A 17777-nucleotide genomic window follows, 5' to 3' on the forward strand; every position below is an offset into this window, starting at 1 on the left:
TGACGATGGGCGCTTATCTTATCCGCCGGCTGCTGTTAGTGATCCCGACGCTGTGGGCCATCATTACCATTAACTTTTTTATCGTCCAGATCGCCCCCGGCGGTCCGGTGGACCAGGCGATTGCGGCAATAGAATTTGGTCACGCTGGCGGCATGCCGGGCGGCGGCGGCGAAGGAATGGGGGCCAGCCATGCCCGGACGGGCGTGGGCAACATCAGCGAAAGCCACTACCGGGGCGGTCGGGGTCTGGATCCGGAGGTGATCGCCGAGATCACCCATCGCTATGGTTTTGACAAGCCGCTGCACGAGCGCTATTTCAGGATGCTATGGGATTATGTCCGTTTCGATTTTGGCGACAGCCTGTTTCGCAGCGCCTCGGTGTTAACCCTGATCAAACAAAGCCTGCCGGTTTCCATCACGCTCGGACTGTGGGGGACGCTGATTATTTATCTGGTCTCCATTCCGCTGGGGATAAGGAAAGCGGTCTACAACGGTAGCCGTTTCGATATCTGGAGCAGTACGTTTATTATCATCGGCTACGCTATTCCGGCGTTTCTGTTTGCCGTGCTGTTGATTGTGTTTTTCGCAGGCGGCAGTTATTCCGACCTCTTCCCGCTGCGCGGGCTGGTCTCCGCGGATTTCAGCACGCTGCCGTGGTATCAGAAAATCACCGATTACTTCTGGCACATCACGCTGCCGGTGCTGGCGACGGTCATCGGCGGTTTTGCGGCGCTTACGATGCTGACCAAAAACGCCTTTCTTGATGAGATCCGCAAACAGTACGTCGTCACCGCGCGCGCCAAAGGCGTCGGTGAAAAGCAGATCATGTGGAAGCACGTTTTTCGTAACGCCATGCTGCTGGTGATTGCAGGTTTCCCCGCCACGTTCATCAGTATGTTTTTTACCGGCTCGTTGCTGATAGAAGTGATGTTCTCGCTCAACGGATTAGGGCTGCTGGGCTATGAGGCCACCGTCTCCCGTGATTATCCGGTGATGTTTGGCACACTCTACATTTTCACCCTGATCGGCCTGCTGCTGAACATCATCAGCGATATCAGCTATACGCTGGTCGATCCCCGTATCGATTTTGAGGGCCGCTGATGTCGCGTTTAAGCCCCGTCAATCAGGCCCGCTGGGCGCGCTTTCGCCACAACCGTCGCGGCTACTGGTCGCTGTGGATCTTCGCCGTCCTGTTCGCTTTAAGTATGTGTTCGGAACTGATTGCCAACGATAAACCCCTGCTGGTGCATTTCAAAGACCGCTGGTATGTACCGGTGCTTACTACCTATAGCGAAAGCGATTTTGGCGGCCCATTTGCGACGCCAGCCGAGTACCAGGATCCCTGGTTACGTGAGCAGATAGCGCAGCACGGCTGGGCTATCTGGGCACCGATTCGTTTTGGCGCGAACAGTATTAACTTCGCCACGTCTACCCCCTTCCCTTCGCCGCCTTCCGCGCAAAACTGGCTGGGAACGGACGCCAACGGCGGCGATGTGCTGGCGCGTATCCTCTATGGCACCCGCATCTCGCTCCTGTTTGGGCTGATGCTGACGCTCTTTAGCAGCGTAATGGGCGTTGTGGCGGGCGCCGTGCAAGGCTATTACGGGGGTAAAATAGATTTATGGGGACAGCGCGTGATTGAAGTCTGGTCCGGTATGCCAACGCTGTTTCTGATTATCCTGCTGTCCAGTGTGGTACAGCCTGGCTTCTGGTGGCTGCTCGGGATCACCGTCCTGTTCGGCTGGATGGCGCTGGTCGGCGTGGTGCGCGCGGAGTTTCTGCGCACGCGGAATTACGACTATATTCGCGCCGCGCAAGCGTTAGGCGTGAGCGATCGCGCAATTATCTTCCGCCACATGCTTCCCAATGCGGTGGTGGCGACCCTCACCTTCCTGCCGTTTATTTTGTGCAGCTCCATTACCACCCTGACGTCGCTTGATTTTCTTGGTTTCGGTTTGCCACTGGGCTCACCGTCCCTTGGCGAACTGCTGTTGCAGGGCAAAAACAATCTCCAGGCCCCCTGGCTGGGCATCACCGCATTCCTCTCCGTGGCGGTGCTGCTTTCCCTGCTGATTTTTATTGGCGAAGCCGTGCGCGATGCCTTCGATCCCAACAAGGCGGTATGACATGCCCCGGCCTCTTCTGAGCATAGAAAACCTGTCGATTGCGTTTTCAAAGCAGGGCGAATCACGCACGGTAGTGACGGATTTATCGTTGCAGATCCAGCGCGGAGAGACGCTGGCGCTGGTCGGGGAATCCGGTTCCGGTAAAAGCGTCTCGGCACTTTCGGTGCTGCGCCTGCTCCCCTCCCCGCCGGTCAGCTATCCGCAGGGGGATATTCTGTTCCATGGACAATCGCTGCTGAACGCTGACGAGCAAACCCTGCGCGGCATTCGTGGCAATAACATCGCCATGATTTTTCAGGAGCCGATGGTGTCGCTCAACCCTCTGCATACGCTGGAAAAACAGCTCTATGAAGTGCTGTCCCTTCATCGGGGAATGCGTAAAGAGGCAGCGCGGGGTGAAATTCTGGACTGCCTTGAACGCACCGGTATTCGTCATGCGGCGAAACGGCTGAACGATTTCCCGCACCAGCTTTCCGGCGGCGAGCGCCAGCGCGTGATGATCGCAATGGCCCTGCTCACACGCCCCGAACTGCTGATTGCCGATGAACCCACCACCGCGCTGGACGTCACGGTGCAGGCGCAAATTCTGCAACTGCTGCGCGAGCTTCGCGACGAGCTGAACATGAGCCTGTTGTTCATTACGCACAACCTGAGCATCGTGAAAAAGCTTGCTGACACGGTGGCCGTGATGCAAAACGGCCGCTGCGTGGAACAGAACCGGGCATCCGCCCTGCTGAGCGCGCCTCAGCACCCGTATACACAGCGCCTGCTCGATAGCGAACCCGCTGGCGACCCGGTTCCGCTTAACGCTGACTGCGCGCCGTTGCTGAGCGTTGAGGGGCTGTCGGTGTCATTCCCGATCCGCAAAGGCATTCTCCGTCGCGTGGTCGATCACAATCATGTCCTGAAAGACATGAGTTTCGCTCTGCGTCCGGGTGAGTCGCTTGGGCTTGTGGGCGAATCCGGCTCGGGCAAAAGCACCACCGGCCTGGCGCTGCTGCGCCTGATCGCCTCTCAGGGAAGCATTGTCTTTGACGGCATGCCGCTGCAAAACCTGAATCGCCGGATGATGCTTCCTGTCCGCCCGCGGATGCAGGTGGTATTTCAGGATCCAAACTCTTCGCTTAACCCGCGCCTGAGCGTATTACAGATTATTGAAGAGGGCCTGCGCGTCCACCAGCCGACAATGACGGCGCAACAGCGTGAAATCGACGTGAAGCGGGTGATGGAGGAAGTGGGTTTAGATCCCGAGACCCGGCACCGGTATCCGGCTGAGTTTTCTGGCGGACAGCGCCAGCGTATAGCGATTGCCCGCGCGCTGATCCTGAAACCGGAGCTGATCGTGCTGGACGAGCCAACCTCTTCCCTGGACCGCACCGTGCAGGCGCAAATTCTGGCGCTGCTGAAGGGGCTACAGGAAAAGCATCGGCTGGCCTATATCTTTATCAGCCACGATTTACAGGTGGTGCGTGCGCTTTGCCATCAGGTGGTGGTATTGCGGCAGGGAGAAGTCGTGGTGCAGGGAGAGTGCCAGCGCGTATTCACCGCGCCGACGCAGGATTACACGCGCCAGCTATTGTCCGCTGACTAGCACTCAGAAAGGGTATTGACCGGAGAACGGCTCGGCAATGGCCACGCCGAAGTTTTTCAGACGACAGGTGGCGGCAAACTCATCCTGGCTGTTAACAAACAGGCACGGCTCACCTTCGCATTCCAGCACGGAGCTGTCCACTTCGATGTCCGTCAGCGCCTGGCTGAGACGTTCCATAACCGGCCACGCATTTTCATCGCTCGGGCTGAGCAGTTTGAGCGCCACCAGGCAATTATCCTCCCCGGCAACGCTTTGCGGAATCGGTTCAACTTTCGAACCTGCAAAACCCGTCGACCAGCGATAGCTCTGGGGCAAGCGATGGACAATGGAGAGTTGTAATGTATTCACGTTCAGATCCCCGGAAGCAAATTTACTTCACAATTTATTTACATTTATAGTAACACATCATCGACAACCTGCACTATTTAGCGGATTTTATAGGCGTTGCAGGCTCGCGTCGGCGCTATATGTACCCGTTTCTGCGATCTAACTCAACCTTTTTAAATACAATGATGTGACTTTTTACATAAATAGATTTTACATAAAAGAAACAAACACAGGGTAAACGAACGTAGGGTTGGTTGATATGGGTCAACAAAAAGGCCCGTATCGGGCCTTAAGTGGTCATTTATGCGCCGTCTTTCGCGGCCGGCTGGCGTAAAGATAAAAAAGAATGGAGCAGGTCGCGCAGAGGGCAATCGCCCACAGCATCGGCCAGGCGGTATTAAACGTCGCCGTCGAGAGCAGCGCCCCGACTATCGCGCCAATCCCGAAACGGAACGTTCCTGCCAGCGACGAGGCGGTACCCGCCATATGCGGGAATTCGTCGAGGATCACCGCCATCGCGTTGGATGAAACCATCGACACGCAGCCGACAAACGCCGCCACGCCCACCACCAGCGCCCAGAAACCGACGCCCAGCAACGCGCTCAATACCAGCCAGATAGCCATCACGAACTGGATCCACAGCCCGGCGCGGAACATATTCAGCGCCCCAACCCGCCGGACAAAGCGGCTGTTGATAATGGTCATCACAAACAGGAACACAATATTCAGCGCGAAGTAGTAACCAAAATGCTGGGGTGACACATGGTTCAGTTCGATGTACACAAACGGCCCCGCACTCAGGAACGAGAACATTCCGGCAAAGCTGAAGCCGCTGGCAAGCATATAACTGAGCACACGCTTATGGCGAAACAGCGAGGCAAAGTTGCCAAGCGTGGTGCGAACGTGGAACTTCTGACGTCGCTCGACCGGCAGCGTTTCATCGATAAAGACGAAGATCATCACCGAGGCCAGCAGCGCGGCAATCGCCAGGATCCAGAAAATCGCATGCCAGCTGAACCAAACCAGCACCGCCCCGCCCACCATGGGGGCGACCAGCGGCGCAATTGTCGTGACCAGCATGACGAACGACATCATGCGTGAGAACTCTTCCTTCGGGTAGACGTCGCGCATCAGCGCGTTAATTACCACGCTTGCCGCAGCCGCCGCCAGGCCATGGAAGAAACGCATCACAATCAGCTGATCGATACTCTGCGCCAGCGCGCAGGCCACCGCCGCCGCGGCAAATATCAATGTCCCCCCCAGAATAACGGGTTTACGCCCCAGGCTGTCGGCCATTGGGCCATAAAAGAGCTGACCGAGGGCAAAACCAAGAATGTAGGTGCTGAGCGTCATCTGCGCGCTGCCTGCCGGTACGCCAAACTGCGCGGAAATCACCGGCAGCGCGGGCAGATACATATCGATAGACAGCGGCATCAGCATGGCCAGCAGGCCAAGGATAAATACAATTTTAAACGACGAGTGTGGCCTGGTGGTCACAGAGTTCTCCTGAATTTAGCGTGAAGGCAGCCCGACGCTGGCAATCTCTTCTTCCGTCAGCGGGCGATATTCCCCTGGCGCCAGGTCTGGATCGAGTGCAATCGCGCCGATACGTTCACGATGCAGCCCCACAACGTGGTTGCCCACGGCGGCAAACATCCGTTTCACCTGGTGATAGCGGCCTTCACTGATGGTCAGGCGCACGTCGGTTGGAGTGATGATTTCCAGCACCGCCGGTTTGGTCAGATCTTTTTCATTATGCAGCTGAACGCCTTTTGCGAACTGCTCTGCCGTGTCATCCGAGACCGGAGACTCAAGCGTCACCCGATAGGTTTTCTCACAGTGATGGCGCGGGGAGGTGATGCGATGCGACCACTGGCCGTCATCGGTCATCAGCACCAGGCCGGTGGTATCAATATCCAGTCGCCCTGCCGCATGCAGCTTGTGCGCCACAGGTTCGTCGAGGAAGTAGAGCACCGTCGGGTGATCCGGATCGTCCGTTGAACAGACGTAACCTTCCGGTTTGTTGAGCATGAAGTAGCGCGGGCCATTCTGCTGGGTCAGCGGGTTGCCGTCATACTCCACCTGGTGCTCAGGCTGGAGTTTAAAAGCGCTATCTTTCACAATGTCGCCGTCCACGGTTACGCGGCTGGCGCGAATTTCACGCCCGGCAATAGCGCGGCTTACGCCGAGTTGCTGAGCGATAAACTTATCAAGTCGCATGAAATCTTTTTAGCCTTAATGGTGCTGGAAGTCGGACTACGCGTCCGAAAAAGAAGCAGTCAGAAACAGTTCAGTATAATGGTCTGGTTGCGCCACTCCAGGGAAAAAGTTTCGTGGCATACTATATGCGAGTTAACTGAATAGAGAAGCCATGACGTTCACATTACGCCCCTATCAGCAGGAAGCCGTTGATGCCACCCTCGCCTGGTTTCGCAAGCATCGGGAGCCCGCCGCCATCGTACTCCCGACCGGAGCCGGTAAAAGTCTGGTGATTGCCGAACTGGCGCGCCTGGCCCGCGGACGCGTGCTGGTGCTGGCGCACGTCAAAGAGCTGGTGGCGCAAAACCACGCCAAATATTGCGCGCTCGGCCTGGAGGCCGACATTTTTGCCGCCGGACTGAAGCGCAAAGAGAGCCACGGAAAAGTGGTGTTTGGTAGCGTACAGTCCGTCGCGCGCAACCTGGAACTGTTTCGCAGCGAGTTTTCCCTGCTGATTGTCGATGAGTGTCACCGCATCAGCGATGACGACGACAGCCAGTATCAGCAAATCCTCACTCATCTGAAAAAGGTGAATCCTCACCTCCGTCTGCTTGGCCTCACCGCCACGCCGTTTCGTCTGGGCAAGGGCTGGATTTATCAGTTTCATTATCACGGCATGGTGCGTGGCGATGAAAAGGCCCTGTTCCGCGACTGTATCTATGAGCTTCCGCTGCGCTACATGATCAAGCACGGCTACCTGACGCCGCCGGAGCGGCTGGATATGCCCGTCGTTCAGTACGATTTCAGCCGCTTACAGGCGCAGAGCAACGGGCTGTTCAGCGAGGCAGATCTTAACCATGAGCTGAAAAAACAGAAGCGGATCACGCCCCATATCATCAGCCAGATTGAAGAGTTCGCACAAACGCGCAAAGGGGTGATGATTTTTGCTGCCACTGTCGAACACGCGCGCGAAATTACGGGGCTGCTGCCCGCCGACGACGCGGCGTTAATTACCGGTGAAACCCCCGGCCCGGAGCGCGACAGCCTGATCGAGGACTTCAAAGCTCAGCGGTTCCGCTATCTGGTGAATGTCTCCGTACTAACCACCGGCTTTGACGCCCCGCACGTCGACCTGATTGCGATTCTTCGCCCGACGGAATCCGTCAGCCTGTATCAGCAGATTGTTGGCCGCGGGCTGCGTCTGGCGCCGGGCAAAACCGAATGTCTGCTCCTTGATTACGCCGGTAACCCGCACGATCTCTATTCGCCAGAAGTAGGCACGCCAAAAGGCAAGAGCGACAACGTTCCCGTTCAGGTTTTTTGCCCTGCCTGCGGGTTTGCCAACACCTTCTGGGGGAAAACCACCGCCGACGGCACGCTGATTGAACATTTTGGCCGCCGCTGTCAGGGCTGGTTTGAAGACGATGAAGGCCATCGCGAACAGTGTGATTTCCGCTTCCGCTTCAAAAACTGCCCGCAGTGCAACGCTGAAAACGACATTGCCGCCCGCCGCTGTCGGGAGTGCGACACGGTCCTGGTCGACCCGGACGACATGCTGAAAGCAGCGCTGAAACTAAAGGATGCGCTGGTGCTGCGCTGTTCCGGCATGGCCTTACAACCCGGCGCGGATGAAAAAGGCGAGTGGCTAAAAATCACCTATTACGACGAGGATGGCGCAGACGTCAGCGAGCGGTTCCGGGTCCAGACGTCCGCCCAGCGCACCGCGTTCGAGCAGCTCTTTATCCGCCCGCATACCCGCACGCCTGGCGTACCGCTGCGCTGGCTAACCGTTGCCGATATCGTGCGCCAGCAGGCGTTGCTGCGGCATCCTGATTTTGTTGTCGCCCGCAAAAAAGGGCAGTTCTGGCAGGTACGTGAGAAGGTCTTTGACTATGAAGGACGCTTTCGCCGGGCAAACGAATTGCGCGGTTAACGGGACTTTTCGTTGATGTGCGAGCCATTTGAGTATAAAATGCCGCCCGCTTCACATCCGTGAGGCAGAACACTCACCTGCTGCTGGGTCGCCTGTAGTAGGGTTTTAAATACAGAGAGAAATCAATGTTCACTATCGAAGCAGAAGTACGTAACGTGCAGGGTAAGGGTGCGAGCCGCCGCCTGCGTACCGCAAACAAGTTCCCGGCTATCGTTTACGGTGGCGAAGCTGCTCCAGTTGCTATTGAACTGGATCACGACAAAGTATGGAACATGCAGACCAAAGCTGAGTTCTACAGCGAAGTTCTGACCATCGTTGTTGGCGGTAAAGAAGAAAAAGTGAAAGTTCAGGCTGTTCAGCGTCACGCGTTCAAGCCAAAACTGACTCACATCGACTTCGTTCGCGCGTAATCGCAAACCTGTCGAGAAAAACCCCGCGTTTGCGGGGTTTTTTTATGGCTGTTACTTACCGCCTGAGGTGCGACGCTGAAGCTGGTCGCGCAGATTCGGCGGCGTGCCTTTAATGGTCAGCGTGTCGGTGGCCGGGTCCCAGAAGATACGTTCCCCGAGCAGCATGGCATCAAAGTTAATGGTTAACCCACCGCCGCTACCGGCAAATTTCGTCAGCTGACGCAGCGTACTGCGATCCGCCGGGAAGCTCTCTTCCAGCTCATAGCCTTTTTCCGCGGTAAATTCCTGGAAGCTGACTTCGCTGACGCCTGCCAGCTCTTTGGACAGCGACTCCAGCTCAATCTCTTCCCCGGCCTGTAACTGCTCGTTGCAGTAGCTGTAAACCTGCTGACGCACGTTTTGACGCTCAGATTTATCAAGCTGCGCCTCAGCCGTAAAGTCATCCACCGCCTGGAGGAGACCTTTGTTCTGCGCTTTGGCATTCAGCCCTTCGCTGGCACCGAGGAAGTCCATAAAGAAATCGGCCACTTTGCGGCCCACGCGACCTTTAAGGAAGGTCAGGTAGCGCGTCGATTCCGGGTTGGTTTCCCATTCGGTTAAATCGATACGCGCCACAATATCCGCATGGTTGATATCCAGGTAGTGCGTTGAGCTGATATCCAGCTGCTCGTTCACGCGCATGCTGCTTAAGTTATTCAGCACGGTGACCAGGAGATACTCTACCGCCAGATAGCGGTAGTGGCAGAACAGGACGATACCGCCATCGGCGAAGGGATATTTCGCCAGTTCGTCACGCAGACGGCCAGTAGCAGCGCGGCTGAATGCCAGGAAATCCTCTTCGCCCTGACGTTGCAGGCGCAGGCTATCCGCCAGTTCGCTCTCTTCGCTGAACAAGCCATAGGCTTTATTTTTCGCGCTGTAGACGCGATGCAACTCCGCCATCATCTCGACAACGGTAGGCGTTGGTTCCAGTAACGAATCGCGCAGCACCACTTCAAGGGTTTGCTCATCACGCTTGATAAGCTGGTGCAAGGCAATCTGGTTGATTTCCAGACTCATGATAAACTCTCCTTTTAGACCGGGCGGTATTCAACCACCACCAACGCATGTGTGCAACAGAAGATAAAAAAGGGGAAAAAAAGCTGTTGCTACGGTAATATGTCGCCCTTCTCCCAACAAACTGATTTTGATTTATGCCACAACATTCCCGCTACAGTGACGAACACGTTGAACAACTGCTCAGTGAGCTGGTCAACGTACTGGAAAAACATAAAACGCCAACCGATCTCTCCCTGATGGTTTTGGGAAATATGGTTACCAACCTGATCAATACCAGCGTTGCTCCGGCTCAGCGTCAGGCGATCGCCAAATCTTTCGCCCAGGCTTTGCAGTCCTCCGTTAGCGACGACCAGGCACACTAAGGGAAACGAACAACAGTTTATGGTGACGAATCGTCAGCGCTACCGTGAAAAAGTCTCCCAGATGGTCAGCTGGGGGCACTGGTTTGCCCTGTTCAACATTCTGTTGGCGATGGTGCTCGGCTGCCGTTATCTGTTTGTGGCGGACTGGCCAACCACATTAACCGGGCGCGTCTACTCGTGGATGAGCCTTGTGGGTCACTTTAGCTTTCTGGTCTTCGCCACCTATCTGCTGATCCTGTTCCCACTGACGTTTATCGTCATGTCGCAGCGGCTGATGCGCTTCCTGTCTGCCATTCTTGCAACGGCGGGCATGACGCTGTTGCTGATCGACAGCGAAGTCTTTACCCGATTCCACCTGCACCTGAATCCTGTCGTCTGGGAGCTGGTGATTAACCCGGATCAGAACGAGACCGCGCGCGACTGGCAGCTGATGTTTATCAGCGTGCCGATTATCCTGCTGATCGAAATGCTGTTCGCCACGTGGAGCTGGCAAAAACTCCGCAGTCTGACCCGACGCCGCCATTATGCGAAGCCCGTCGCGGCGCTCTTTTTCGCCTCATTTATCGGTTCGCACCTGATGTATATCTGGGCAGATGCGAACTTCTACCGCCCGATTACCATGCAGCGCGCAAACCTGCCGCTCTCCTATCCGATGACGGCGCGTCGTTTCCTCGAAAAACACGGCCTGCTGGACGCGCAGGAGTATCAGCGTCGTCTGGTCGAACAGGGTAATCCGGAAGCGGTCAGCGTGCAGTATCCCCTGAGCGATCTGAAATATCGCGACATGGGGCGCGGTCAGAACGTGCTGCTGATTACCGTCGATGGCCTGAACTATTCCCGCTATGAGAAGCAGATGCCAGCGCTGGCTGAATTCGCTGAGAACAACATCGTATTCACTCAGCATATGAGCTCAGGTAATTCGACCGACGCGGGTATTTTCGGCCTGTTCTATGGCATTTCACCGAGCTATATGGACGGCGTGCTGTCGGCCCGTATTCCGGCGGCATTGATTACCGGGCTTAATCAGCAGGGCTACCAGCTGGGGCTGTTCGCCTCTGATGGTTTCAACAGCTCGCTGTACCGCCAGGCGCTGCTGTCTGATTTCTCACTGCCCGCCGCGCAGAGCCAGTCTGACGATCGGACCGCTGACCAGTGGATAGACTGGCTGAAGCGCTATGCGCAGGAAGATAACCGCTGGTTCTCCTGGGTTGCGTTTAACGGCACAACGCTTGATGACAGCAATCAGAAAGGCTTCGCGCGCCGCTATAGCCGTGCGGCGGGCGATGTTGATGCGCAGATCGGCCGCGTGCTGACCGCCCTGCGCGACGCGGGCAAGCTGGATAATACGGTCGTGATTATCACGGCGGGGCATGGCGTGCCGCTCGGCGACGAGGCGAAGGGCATGGAGTGGTCGCGTCCGAACCTGCATGTTCCCCTGGTGATCCACTGGCCGGGCACTCCCGCGCAGCGCATCAACATGCTGACCGACCATAAAGACGTCATGACCACGTTAATGCAGCGGCTGCTGCACGTCAGCACACCGGCAATTGAGTACTCGCAGGGCCAAGACCTCTTTAGCGCCACGCGGCGTCATAACTGGGTCACGGCTGCTGGCGGAAACACGCTGGTGGTGACCACACCGACGTTGTCCCTGGTGTTGAACAGCAACGGCAATTACCAGACGTATAGCCTCGAAGGTGAGAAGCTGAAAGACCAGAAACCGCAGCTCAGTTTGCTGTTGCAGGTGCTGACAGACGAGAAGCGCTTTATCGCTAACTGATTATTTATGAATCAGTTAGCGTTGCTTGCCCCTTGCATTCAAAAAGGAATAGAGTAGTATTCCTTTTATGCGTCGGCACGTAGCGCAGCCTGGTAGCGCACCGTCATGGGGTGTCGGGGGTCGGAGGTTCAAATCCTCTCGTGCCGACCAAAACTACACAAAAAAACCAGCCGCTTATGGCTGGTTTTTTATTGCCTGTCTCCGCATGCGCAATGCTTAGTGTTTTTCACGCCCACCGAGAAAGAAAATCCCCAGCGGAATCGCCAGCAGCACGGTGAACACCAGGCTGTAAACAAAGATCATCGCCGATTGCAGGACAAACATGCTGGTTGTCCACGCAGAGAGCGGGATGTTGTACTGCTCAATCACACCGACAATGGTTGCTCGCCCCACGCATGCAGCAGCAATCATAAACACAACCAGTAACGCCAGCAGGAACTTGCGGCCTTCAGGTGTCTTCAGTTTTTCCCGTACCATCTCTCCTCCCTTTACAGATAAATAACAATAATTAACGCGTAAAATAACACGATCGCCGCACCGACTCCACCACAGCATTAAACACCAATAAAAGAACACAAAAGCAGTGTATTACTCCGTTTAAAATGAAAATGTGAGTAAATTACGCCAACCATTCACGTATATTATGTTAGTCTTTCCAGGATCGTTTTAACAAAAAGGAATGACAGTGAAAAACGCACCTAAATTTGCCATCGCCCTCATCGCCGCTGCGTGCGCCAGCAGCAGTGCTTTCGCCAGCGAAACCCAGAAAGAGCAGCCGCTGGAAAAAGTTGCTCCATATCCGCAAGCGGACAAAGGGATGAAGCGCCAGGTTATTCAGCTCCCGGCTCAGCAGGATGAAGCAAATTTCAAAGTTGAGCTGTTAATCGGCCAGACGCTGGAAGTGGACTGCAACCAGCATCGTCTGGGCGGCCAGCTGGAAAGCAAAACGCTGGAAGGCTGGGGCTATGACTACTATGTCTTCGACAAAGTAACCTCGCCAGTCTCCACCATGATGGCGTGCCCGGACGGCAAGAAAGAGAAGAAATTTATTACCGCGTATCTGGGTGATAACAGTCTGCTGCGCTATAACAGCAAGCTGCCGATCGTCGTATACACGCCGGAAAACGTGGAAGTGAAATATCGCGTATGGAAGGCGGATGAGACGGTAGGACAAGCGGTAGTTCGTTAAAAATAAGTCGGGTGGCGCTCACGCTTACCCGACCTGGAAAGGGTGCGTTCTGATGCCCTCACCCCAACCCTCTCCCACCGGGGAGAGGGAGAAAACTCTAAAAACGGTAACGGATGTTACCGTTTTGCGTTTACCTTACAGCGCGATATCCGCTACCGGCTTGCTTTCCGCCTGAGGCTTCAGCTCTGCCTGTGGCGCAGCATCCGCAGCCTGCGGTTTGACGTATTGCAGTTGCAGAACGCGGCTGGTGTATTCCAGCTCTTGTTCCGTGGCTTCAACGTTACCGTTCAGCTTCGTACCGTAGGATGGAATAATGGTTTTCAGCTTCGCCTGCCATTCCGGGCTGGATACTTTGTCCTTAAACACTTTTTCCATCAGGTGCAGCATGATTGGCGCAGCGGTAGACGCCCCCGGAGATGCCCCCAGCAGCGCGGCAATGGTGCCATCCTTATCGCTTACCACTTCGGTGCCCAGACGCAGCACGCCGCCCTCTTTCGGATCGCGTTTGATAATCTGCACGCGCTGACCCGCCTGCCACAGACGCCAGTCTTCTTTCTTCGCCTGCGGATAGTACTCTTTCAGCGCCTCGAAGCGTTCTTCATCAGAGAGCATCACCTGGCTAATCAGGTATTTCACCAGATCGAAGTTATCCAGCCCCACGTCCATCATTGGCTTGACGTTTGACGTCGTGGTCGCGCTCAGCAGATCCCACAGGGAACCGTTTTTCAGGAATTTGGTGGAGAATGTGGCAAACGGCCCGAACAGCACAACGCGCTTACCGTCCAGCATGCGGGTGTCGATATGCGGAACGGACATCGGTGGTGCGCCCACAGAGGCCTGACCGTACACTTTAGCCAGATGACGGTTAACCACTTCCGGGTTTTCCGACACCAGGAACTGGCCGCCGACCGGGAAGCCCGCGTAGTCGTCCGCTTCCGGAATACCGGACTCCTGCAACAGTTTCAGCGCCGCGCCGCCCGCACCGATAAACACGAACTTCGCCTTAATCACATGCTCGGCTTCGTTGTTTTTCAGATCGGCAACGGTCACGCTCCAGCTGTTATCCGCGTTGCGCTTGAAACCACGCACTTCGGAGCTGAGTTGCAGGTTAAAGTTCTCTTTTTTCTTCAGAGAGGACACCAGCTGACGGGTGATTTCACCGTAGTTAACGTCAGTACCAATTTCAGTGCGGGTCGCCGCTACTTTCTGGTTCGGATCGCGGCCTTCCATGACCAGCGGCGCCCACTCTTTGATTTGAGCGTGATCTTCAGAGTATTTCATCCCGCGGAAAAGCGTGCTCTGTTGCAGGGCAGCGTAGCGCGCGCGCAGGAAGTTGACGTTTTGATCGCCCCACACAAAGCTCATGTGCGGTACGGTGTTGATGAAGGAGTGCGGATTGTGCAACACACCGCTGTTCACCTGGTGAGACCAGAACTGACGTGAGATCTGGAACGCTTCGTTGATCTCTACCGCCTTCTCGATACTAATGGAACCGTCCTTTTTCTGCGGCGTATAGTTCAGTTCCATGAGTGCCGAGTGCCCCGTCCCGGCGTTGTTCCAGCCGTTAGAGCTTTCCTGTGCCACGCCATCGAGGCGCTCGACCATGGTCATGGACCAGTTCGGCTCCAATTCCTGAAGATACGTTCCCAGCGTGGCGCTCATGATGCCGCCACCAATTAAAAGGACATCCGTTTCCTGCTCTTTTGGTGCGTCAGCCTTCGCCGCCATCGAGACGGCGTTCAGCCCCACGGCCAGAGAAAAGAGCACGGCAGTCATTTTTTTCATCATTTATGCCTTAGTTGAATAGTGCTTGATGCGTGGAAATTACAGGTGAAACACGCTGCGGTGGCACGGTAGCAACTTTTAAATATTGTTTAAAGGTTACGAAATTATTGTAATTGTGAAATTTAATGATGGATTGTTTGTAGGGATTTGGCAGACAGGCTGGCACCCGACGATTTTCCTGGCTATCATGCTGCACTTTGTGATCGCGCGCACGGAAGCCTGCCCCTACCAGCGAATTGTTATGTCATTACCCCACTCGTCTGTACCTCAAGAAGGCCATGTCGCCACTGTTTTACGTTCGCCTCACCGTCTGATGCGCGAAACCCTGGCCGGTGTGATTACCGCGCTGGCGCTGATCCCGGAAGTGATTTCGTTTTCCGTGGTCGCGGGCGTGGATCCAAAAGTGAGCCTTATCGCCTCCGTGGTGCTCTGTTTCGCCCTTTCCCTGCTCGGCGGGCGTCCGGCCATGGTGACGGCGGCGGCAGGTTCCGTCGCGCTGGTGATTGGGCCGATGGTCCATCAACACGGCGTACAGTACATTCTGCCCGCGGTGGTGATGGCAGGCGTGATTCAGATCCTGTTCGGCGCGCTGGGTATGGCGCGGCTGATGCGCTTTATTCCCCAGTCGGTGATGACCGGGTTTGTTAACGCCCTTGGCATTTTGATTTTCTTTGCCCAGGTGCCCCATTTCTGGAGCCGAAGCCCGCTGATTGTGGGCCTGTTCGTGCTGACGCTGCTGATTGTGCTCTGGGTGCCACGCTATATCAAAAGCGTGCCCTCCCCGCTGATTGCCATTGTGCTGCTGACTTTGTTCACCGTCACCAGCGGGCAAATCCTGCCGACGGTAGGGGATGAAGGTTCCATGGGCGGCGGTTTGCCGGGCTTTACGCAACTGCTGGTGCCGCTCAATCTGGAAACCCTGAGCATCATCTGGCCGTGCGCGCTAAGTATCGCTTTCGTTGGCCTGCTGGAATCCTTGTTGACGGCAAAACTGGTGGACGAGCTGACCGCTACCCCCTCCAGTAAGCGCCGCGAGAGCATCGGTCTGGGCGTGGGGAATATTATGGCCGGGTTCTACGGTGGCATTGCGGGCTGCGCGATGATTGGGCAGACCATCGTAAACGTGGAGATGGGGAAAGGCAGAAGCCGTATCTCCACCCTTGCGGCGGGTATCGTACTGCTGGTGCTGGTTACGGCGCTCAGCGAGGTGATGGCCAAAATCCCGATGGCGGTACTGGCGGGTATTATGGCCATTGTGGCCGTCAAGACCTTTAGCTGGCATAGCGTTCAGCCCGGAACGCTGAAAAACGCGCCGGTGGTTGAAACCGTCGTGATGCTGGTGACGGTTGTGGCAACGGTTTACACCGGCAACCTGGCGATTGGCGTGCTGGGCGGGATTGTGATGATGTTCATCCTCCCTGCCCGACTTAAGCAAAAAGCACTGGCTAGAGAAGAAAAATCGTCGCCAGTCCAAGAAAAATAAAGAAACCGCCGGTATCGGTAATGGCGGTGATCATCACGCTCGACCCCACCGCGGGGTCGCGCCCCAGCCGGGTCATCGTCAATGGGATAATCACGCCCATCATCGCCGCCACCAGCAGGTTCAGCACCATCGCCAGCATCATGACCCCGCCCAGCGCCATATCATCGTACAGCCACCAGGTAATGCCGCCCATGATGCCGCCCCAGACCAGGCCGTTAATCAGCGCGACGCCCATCTCCCTGAAAATCAGCCACGAAAAATTACCCGGCTGAATGTTTTCCAGCGCCAGGGCGCGAACGATCATGGTGATAGTCTGGTTGCCGGTGTTCCCGCCGATCCCCGCCACAATCGGCATCAGCGACGCCAGGGCCACCAGCTGGGAAATGGTATGTTCGAAGCCGTCAATAACGCGGGACGCCACGAACGCGGTGCATAAATTGATGGCGAGCCACGCCCAGCGGGTTTTGACGGCCTTGCCGACGGAGGCATGAACATCGTCTTCGGCACTGATCCCGCCAAGGGCACGCAGGTCGTTATCGGTCTCTTCATAGACCACGTCAACGATCTCATCGATGGTCAGACGCCCCATCAGCTTGCCCACCGAATCCACCACCGCCGCGCTCACCAGGTCATCACGTTCGAAAGTACGCGCCGCTTTTTCGGCATCGTCTTCCGGCGAGAAGACCATCGGCTCGGTTTCCATGACCTCACTCACCCGCTGCTGGGCGCTGTTCAGCAGGATCGTTTTCAGCTCCAGCTCCCCGAGCAGGGTTTTATCCCGCGAGGTGACGAACAGTTTATCGGTGTTGTCCGGCATACTGCCCAGGCGACGAAGATAGCGCTGCACCGTCCCCAGGGTGACGTCCGGACGCACGGTGATGACGCCAAACTCCATGATCGCGCCGACGCTGTTTTTCTCGTAGTGCATCACCTGACGCACGCGCGCCCGCTCTTCGGCAGGCAGGGAAGCCAGCAGGCGTCCGGTCAGGTTTCGCGGAAGGTGCTGTACAAGGTAGATCTGCTCGTCGATATCCAGCGTTTGCAGTGCGTCAAGAATGTCCCGGTCGCTCATCTCATCGATAAGGTCATCCCAGACGTTTTCCGAGGCTTCAAGCAGCACCTGACCACGCTCGTGATCCTGCACCAGCCGCCACAGGGCGTGGCGCTCCTCGGAAGGCAATGCCTCCAGGGTGTCCGCCAGATCCGGAGGTGGTAAATGTGCAACCAGCGCACCTACCTCAGCAATATCGTCGGCCAGCGTGCCGACATCATATTGCTCAGCCAGGGTTAGCTTACCCAATAACGTTGACGTGACCGCTTTATCAGTCGTCAGGAGCCAGATGAGCCGCGCACGCTCCTGGTCACGCTGCCTGGCGCTGTTTTTCTTTAATACCGACATCAATCATAAATCCATTAAATGAGTTGGCGTTAAGCATAGCGCGGGGATATGTAAATAAGAATAAACGGCGGGTCGGGATGGAGAAAAAAACGGCATATATGAAAAAATTAGTGTGCCGGGGTTCACCCGGCACAA

Annotated in this window: 16 protein-coding genes and 1 tRNA gene; 10 read left to right on the plus strand and 7 right to left on the minus strand. The window is 56.1% G+C overall.

The genetic code is table 11. From position 1 onward, the window contains the following. Positions 1–5 precede the first annotated feature (5 nt). The 3 genes from ACOTYB_RS03390 to yejF are packed head-to-tail and all read left to right on the plus strand — an operon-like array spanning position 6 to position 3716. Positions 6–1100, plus strand: a complete 1095-nt coding sequence (locus ACOTYB_RS03390) for a microcin C ABC transporter permease YejB (protein WP_123060386.1) — start codon at positions 6–8, stop codon at positions 1098–1100. Further along, positions 1100–2125, plus strand: coding sequence for an ABC transporter permease (locus ACOTYB_RS03395; protein WP_023314555.1), 1026 nt, complete (start codon positions 1100–1102; stop codon positions 2123–2125). Before ACOTYB_RS03390 ends, ACOTYB_RS03395 begins: the two co-directional genes overlap by 1 nt. 1 nt (position 2126) lies before the next feature. Then, positions 2127–3716 carry a microcin C ABC transporter ATP-binding protein YejF gene (yejF, locus tag ACOTYB_RS03400; protein WP_421765747.1) on the plus strand — a complete coding sequence of 530 codons (1590 nt, stop codon included), beginning with the start codon at positions 2127–2129 and terminating at the stop codon, positions 3714–3716. Positions 3717–3719: 3 nt separating this feature from the next. On the opposite strand, the gene ACOTYB_RS03405 is transcribed toward yejF, so the two are convergent. The 3 genes from ACOTYB_RS03405 to rsuA form a co-directional block, all read right to left on the minus strand. After that, positions 3720–4064: a YejG family protein gene (locus tag ACOTYB_RS03405; protein ID WP_003859372.1), complete on the minus strand. Its 345-nt coding sequence runs from the start codon at positions 4062–4064 to the stop codon at positions 3720–3722. 276 nt (positions 4065–4340) lie between these two features. Then, positions 4341–5540 carry a Bcr/CflA family multidrug efflux MFS transporter gene (locus ACOTYB_RS03410; protein ID WP_003859373.1) on the minus strand — a complete coding sequence of 400 codons (1200 nt, stop codon included), beginning with the start codon at positions 5538–5540 and terminating at the stop codon, positions 4341–4343. A gap of 15 nt (positions 5541–5555) precedes the next feature. Further along, on the minus strand, positions 5556–6263 hold the full coding sequence (gene rsuA, locus ACOTYB_RS03415) for a 16S rRNA pseudouridine(516) synthase RsuA (RefSeq protein ID WP_045896180.1): 708 nt from the start codon (positions 6261–6263) through the stop codon (positions 5556–5558). A gap of 151 nt (positions 6264–6414) precedes the next feature. Between rsuA and ACOTYB_RS03420 the strand changes: the two genes are divergently transcribed. Together ACOTYB_RS03420 and rplY are read left to right on the plus strand one after the other, a co-directional pair. Further along, positions 6415–8175, plus strand: a complete 1761-nt coding sequence (locus ACOTYB_RS03420) for a DEAD/DEAH box helicase (RefSeq protein ID WP_045343038.1) — start codon at positions 6415–6417, stop codon at positions 8173–8175. 125 nt (positions 8176–8300) lie between these two features. Next, positions 8301–8585 (plus strand): 50S ribosomal protein L25, encoded by a 285-nt coding sequence (gene rplY / locus ACOTYB_RS03425; RefSeq protein WP_003859376.1) that lies wholly within the window; start codon positions 8301–8303, stop codon positions 8583–8585. 51 nt (positions 8586–8636) lie between these two features. On the opposite strand, the gene yejK is transcribed toward rplY, so the two are convergent. Beyond that, a complete protein-coding gene (gene yejK / locus ACOTYB_RS03430) occupies positions 8637–9644 on the minus strand; it encodes a nucleoid-associated protein YejK (RefSeq protein ID WP_017383403.1) in 1008 nt (335 codons plus the stop codon). 134 nt (positions 9645–9778) lie between these two features. Between yejK and ACOTYB_RS03435 the strand changes: the two genes are divergently transcribed. From ACOTYB_RS03435 to ACOTYB_RS03445, 3 genes are all read left to right on the plus strand, one after another. Further along, complete coding sequence (locus tag ACOTYB_RS03435; protein WP_001135586.1) at positions 9779–10006, plus strand: YejL family protein; 228 nt, start codon at positions 9779–9781, stop codon at positions 10004–10006. Between the two features lie 19 nt (positions 10007–10025). After that, positions 10026–11786 (plus strand): LPS biosynthesis-modulating metalloenzyme YejM, encoded by a 1761-nt coding sequence (gene yejM / locus ACOTYB_RS03440; RefSeq protein ID WP_003859380.1) that lies wholly within the window; start codon positions 10026–10028, stop codon positions 11784–11786. A 73-nt stretch (positions 11787–11859) separates the two neighbouring features. Continuing rightward, positions 11860–11936, plus strand: a tRNA-Pro gene (locus ACOTYB_RS03445). Between the two features lie 66 nt (positions 11937–12002). Here ACOTYB_RS03445 and ACOTYB_RS03450 read toward each other — a convergent pair. Continuing rightward, positions 12003–12263, minus strand: a complete 261-nt coding sequence (locus tag ACOTYB_RS03450; protein ID WP_006811332.1) for a DUF2534 family protein — start codon at positions 12261–12263, stop codon at positions 12003–12005. A gap of 202 nt (positions 12264–12465) precedes the next feature. On the opposite strand from ACOTYB_RS03450, the gene eco reads away from it, so the two are divergent. Further along, a complete protein-coding gene (gene eco, locus ACOTYB_RS03455; RefSeq protein ID WP_063863634.1) occupies positions 12466–12975 on the plus strand; it encodes a serine protease inhibitor ecotin in 510 nt (169 codons plus the stop codon). 135 nt (positions 12976–13110) lie between these two features. Here the strand turns inward: eco and mqo are convergent, their stop codons facing one another. Beyond that, positions 13111–14760 carry a malate dehydrogenase (quinone) gene (mqo, locus tag ACOTYB_RS03460; RefSeq protein ID WP_058689096.1) on the minus strand — a complete coding sequence of 550 codons (1650 nt, stop codon included), beginning with the start codon at positions 14758–14760 and terminating at the stop codon, positions 13111–13113. A gap of 187 nt (positions 14761–14947) precedes the next feature. Between mqo and ACOTYB_RS03465 the strand changes: the two genes are divergently transcribed. Continuing rightward, on the plus strand, positions 14948–16243 hold the full coding sequence (locus ACOTYB_RS03465) for a SulP family inorganic anion transporter (protein WP_126524829.1): 1296 nt from the start codon (positions 14948–14950) through the stop codon (positions 16241–16243). Here the strand turns inward: ACOTYB_RS03465 and mgtE are convergent. Then, a complete protein-coding gene (gene mgtE / locus ACOTYB_RS03470; RefSeq protein ID WP_003859390.1) occupies positions 16206–17642 on the minus strand; it encodes a magnesium transporter in 1437 nt (478 codons plus the stop codon). The genes ACOTYB_RS03465 and mgtE overlap by 38 nt on opposite strands. Between the last annotated feature and the right edge of the window lie 135 nt (positions 17643–17777).

The sequence above is a fragment of the Enterobacter cloacae complex sp. IR5450 genome, from assembly GCF_049238665.1.
GTDB lineage: Bacteria > Pseudomonadota > Gammaproteobacteria > Enterobacterales > Enterobacteriaceae > Enterobacter > Enterobacter hormaechei_C.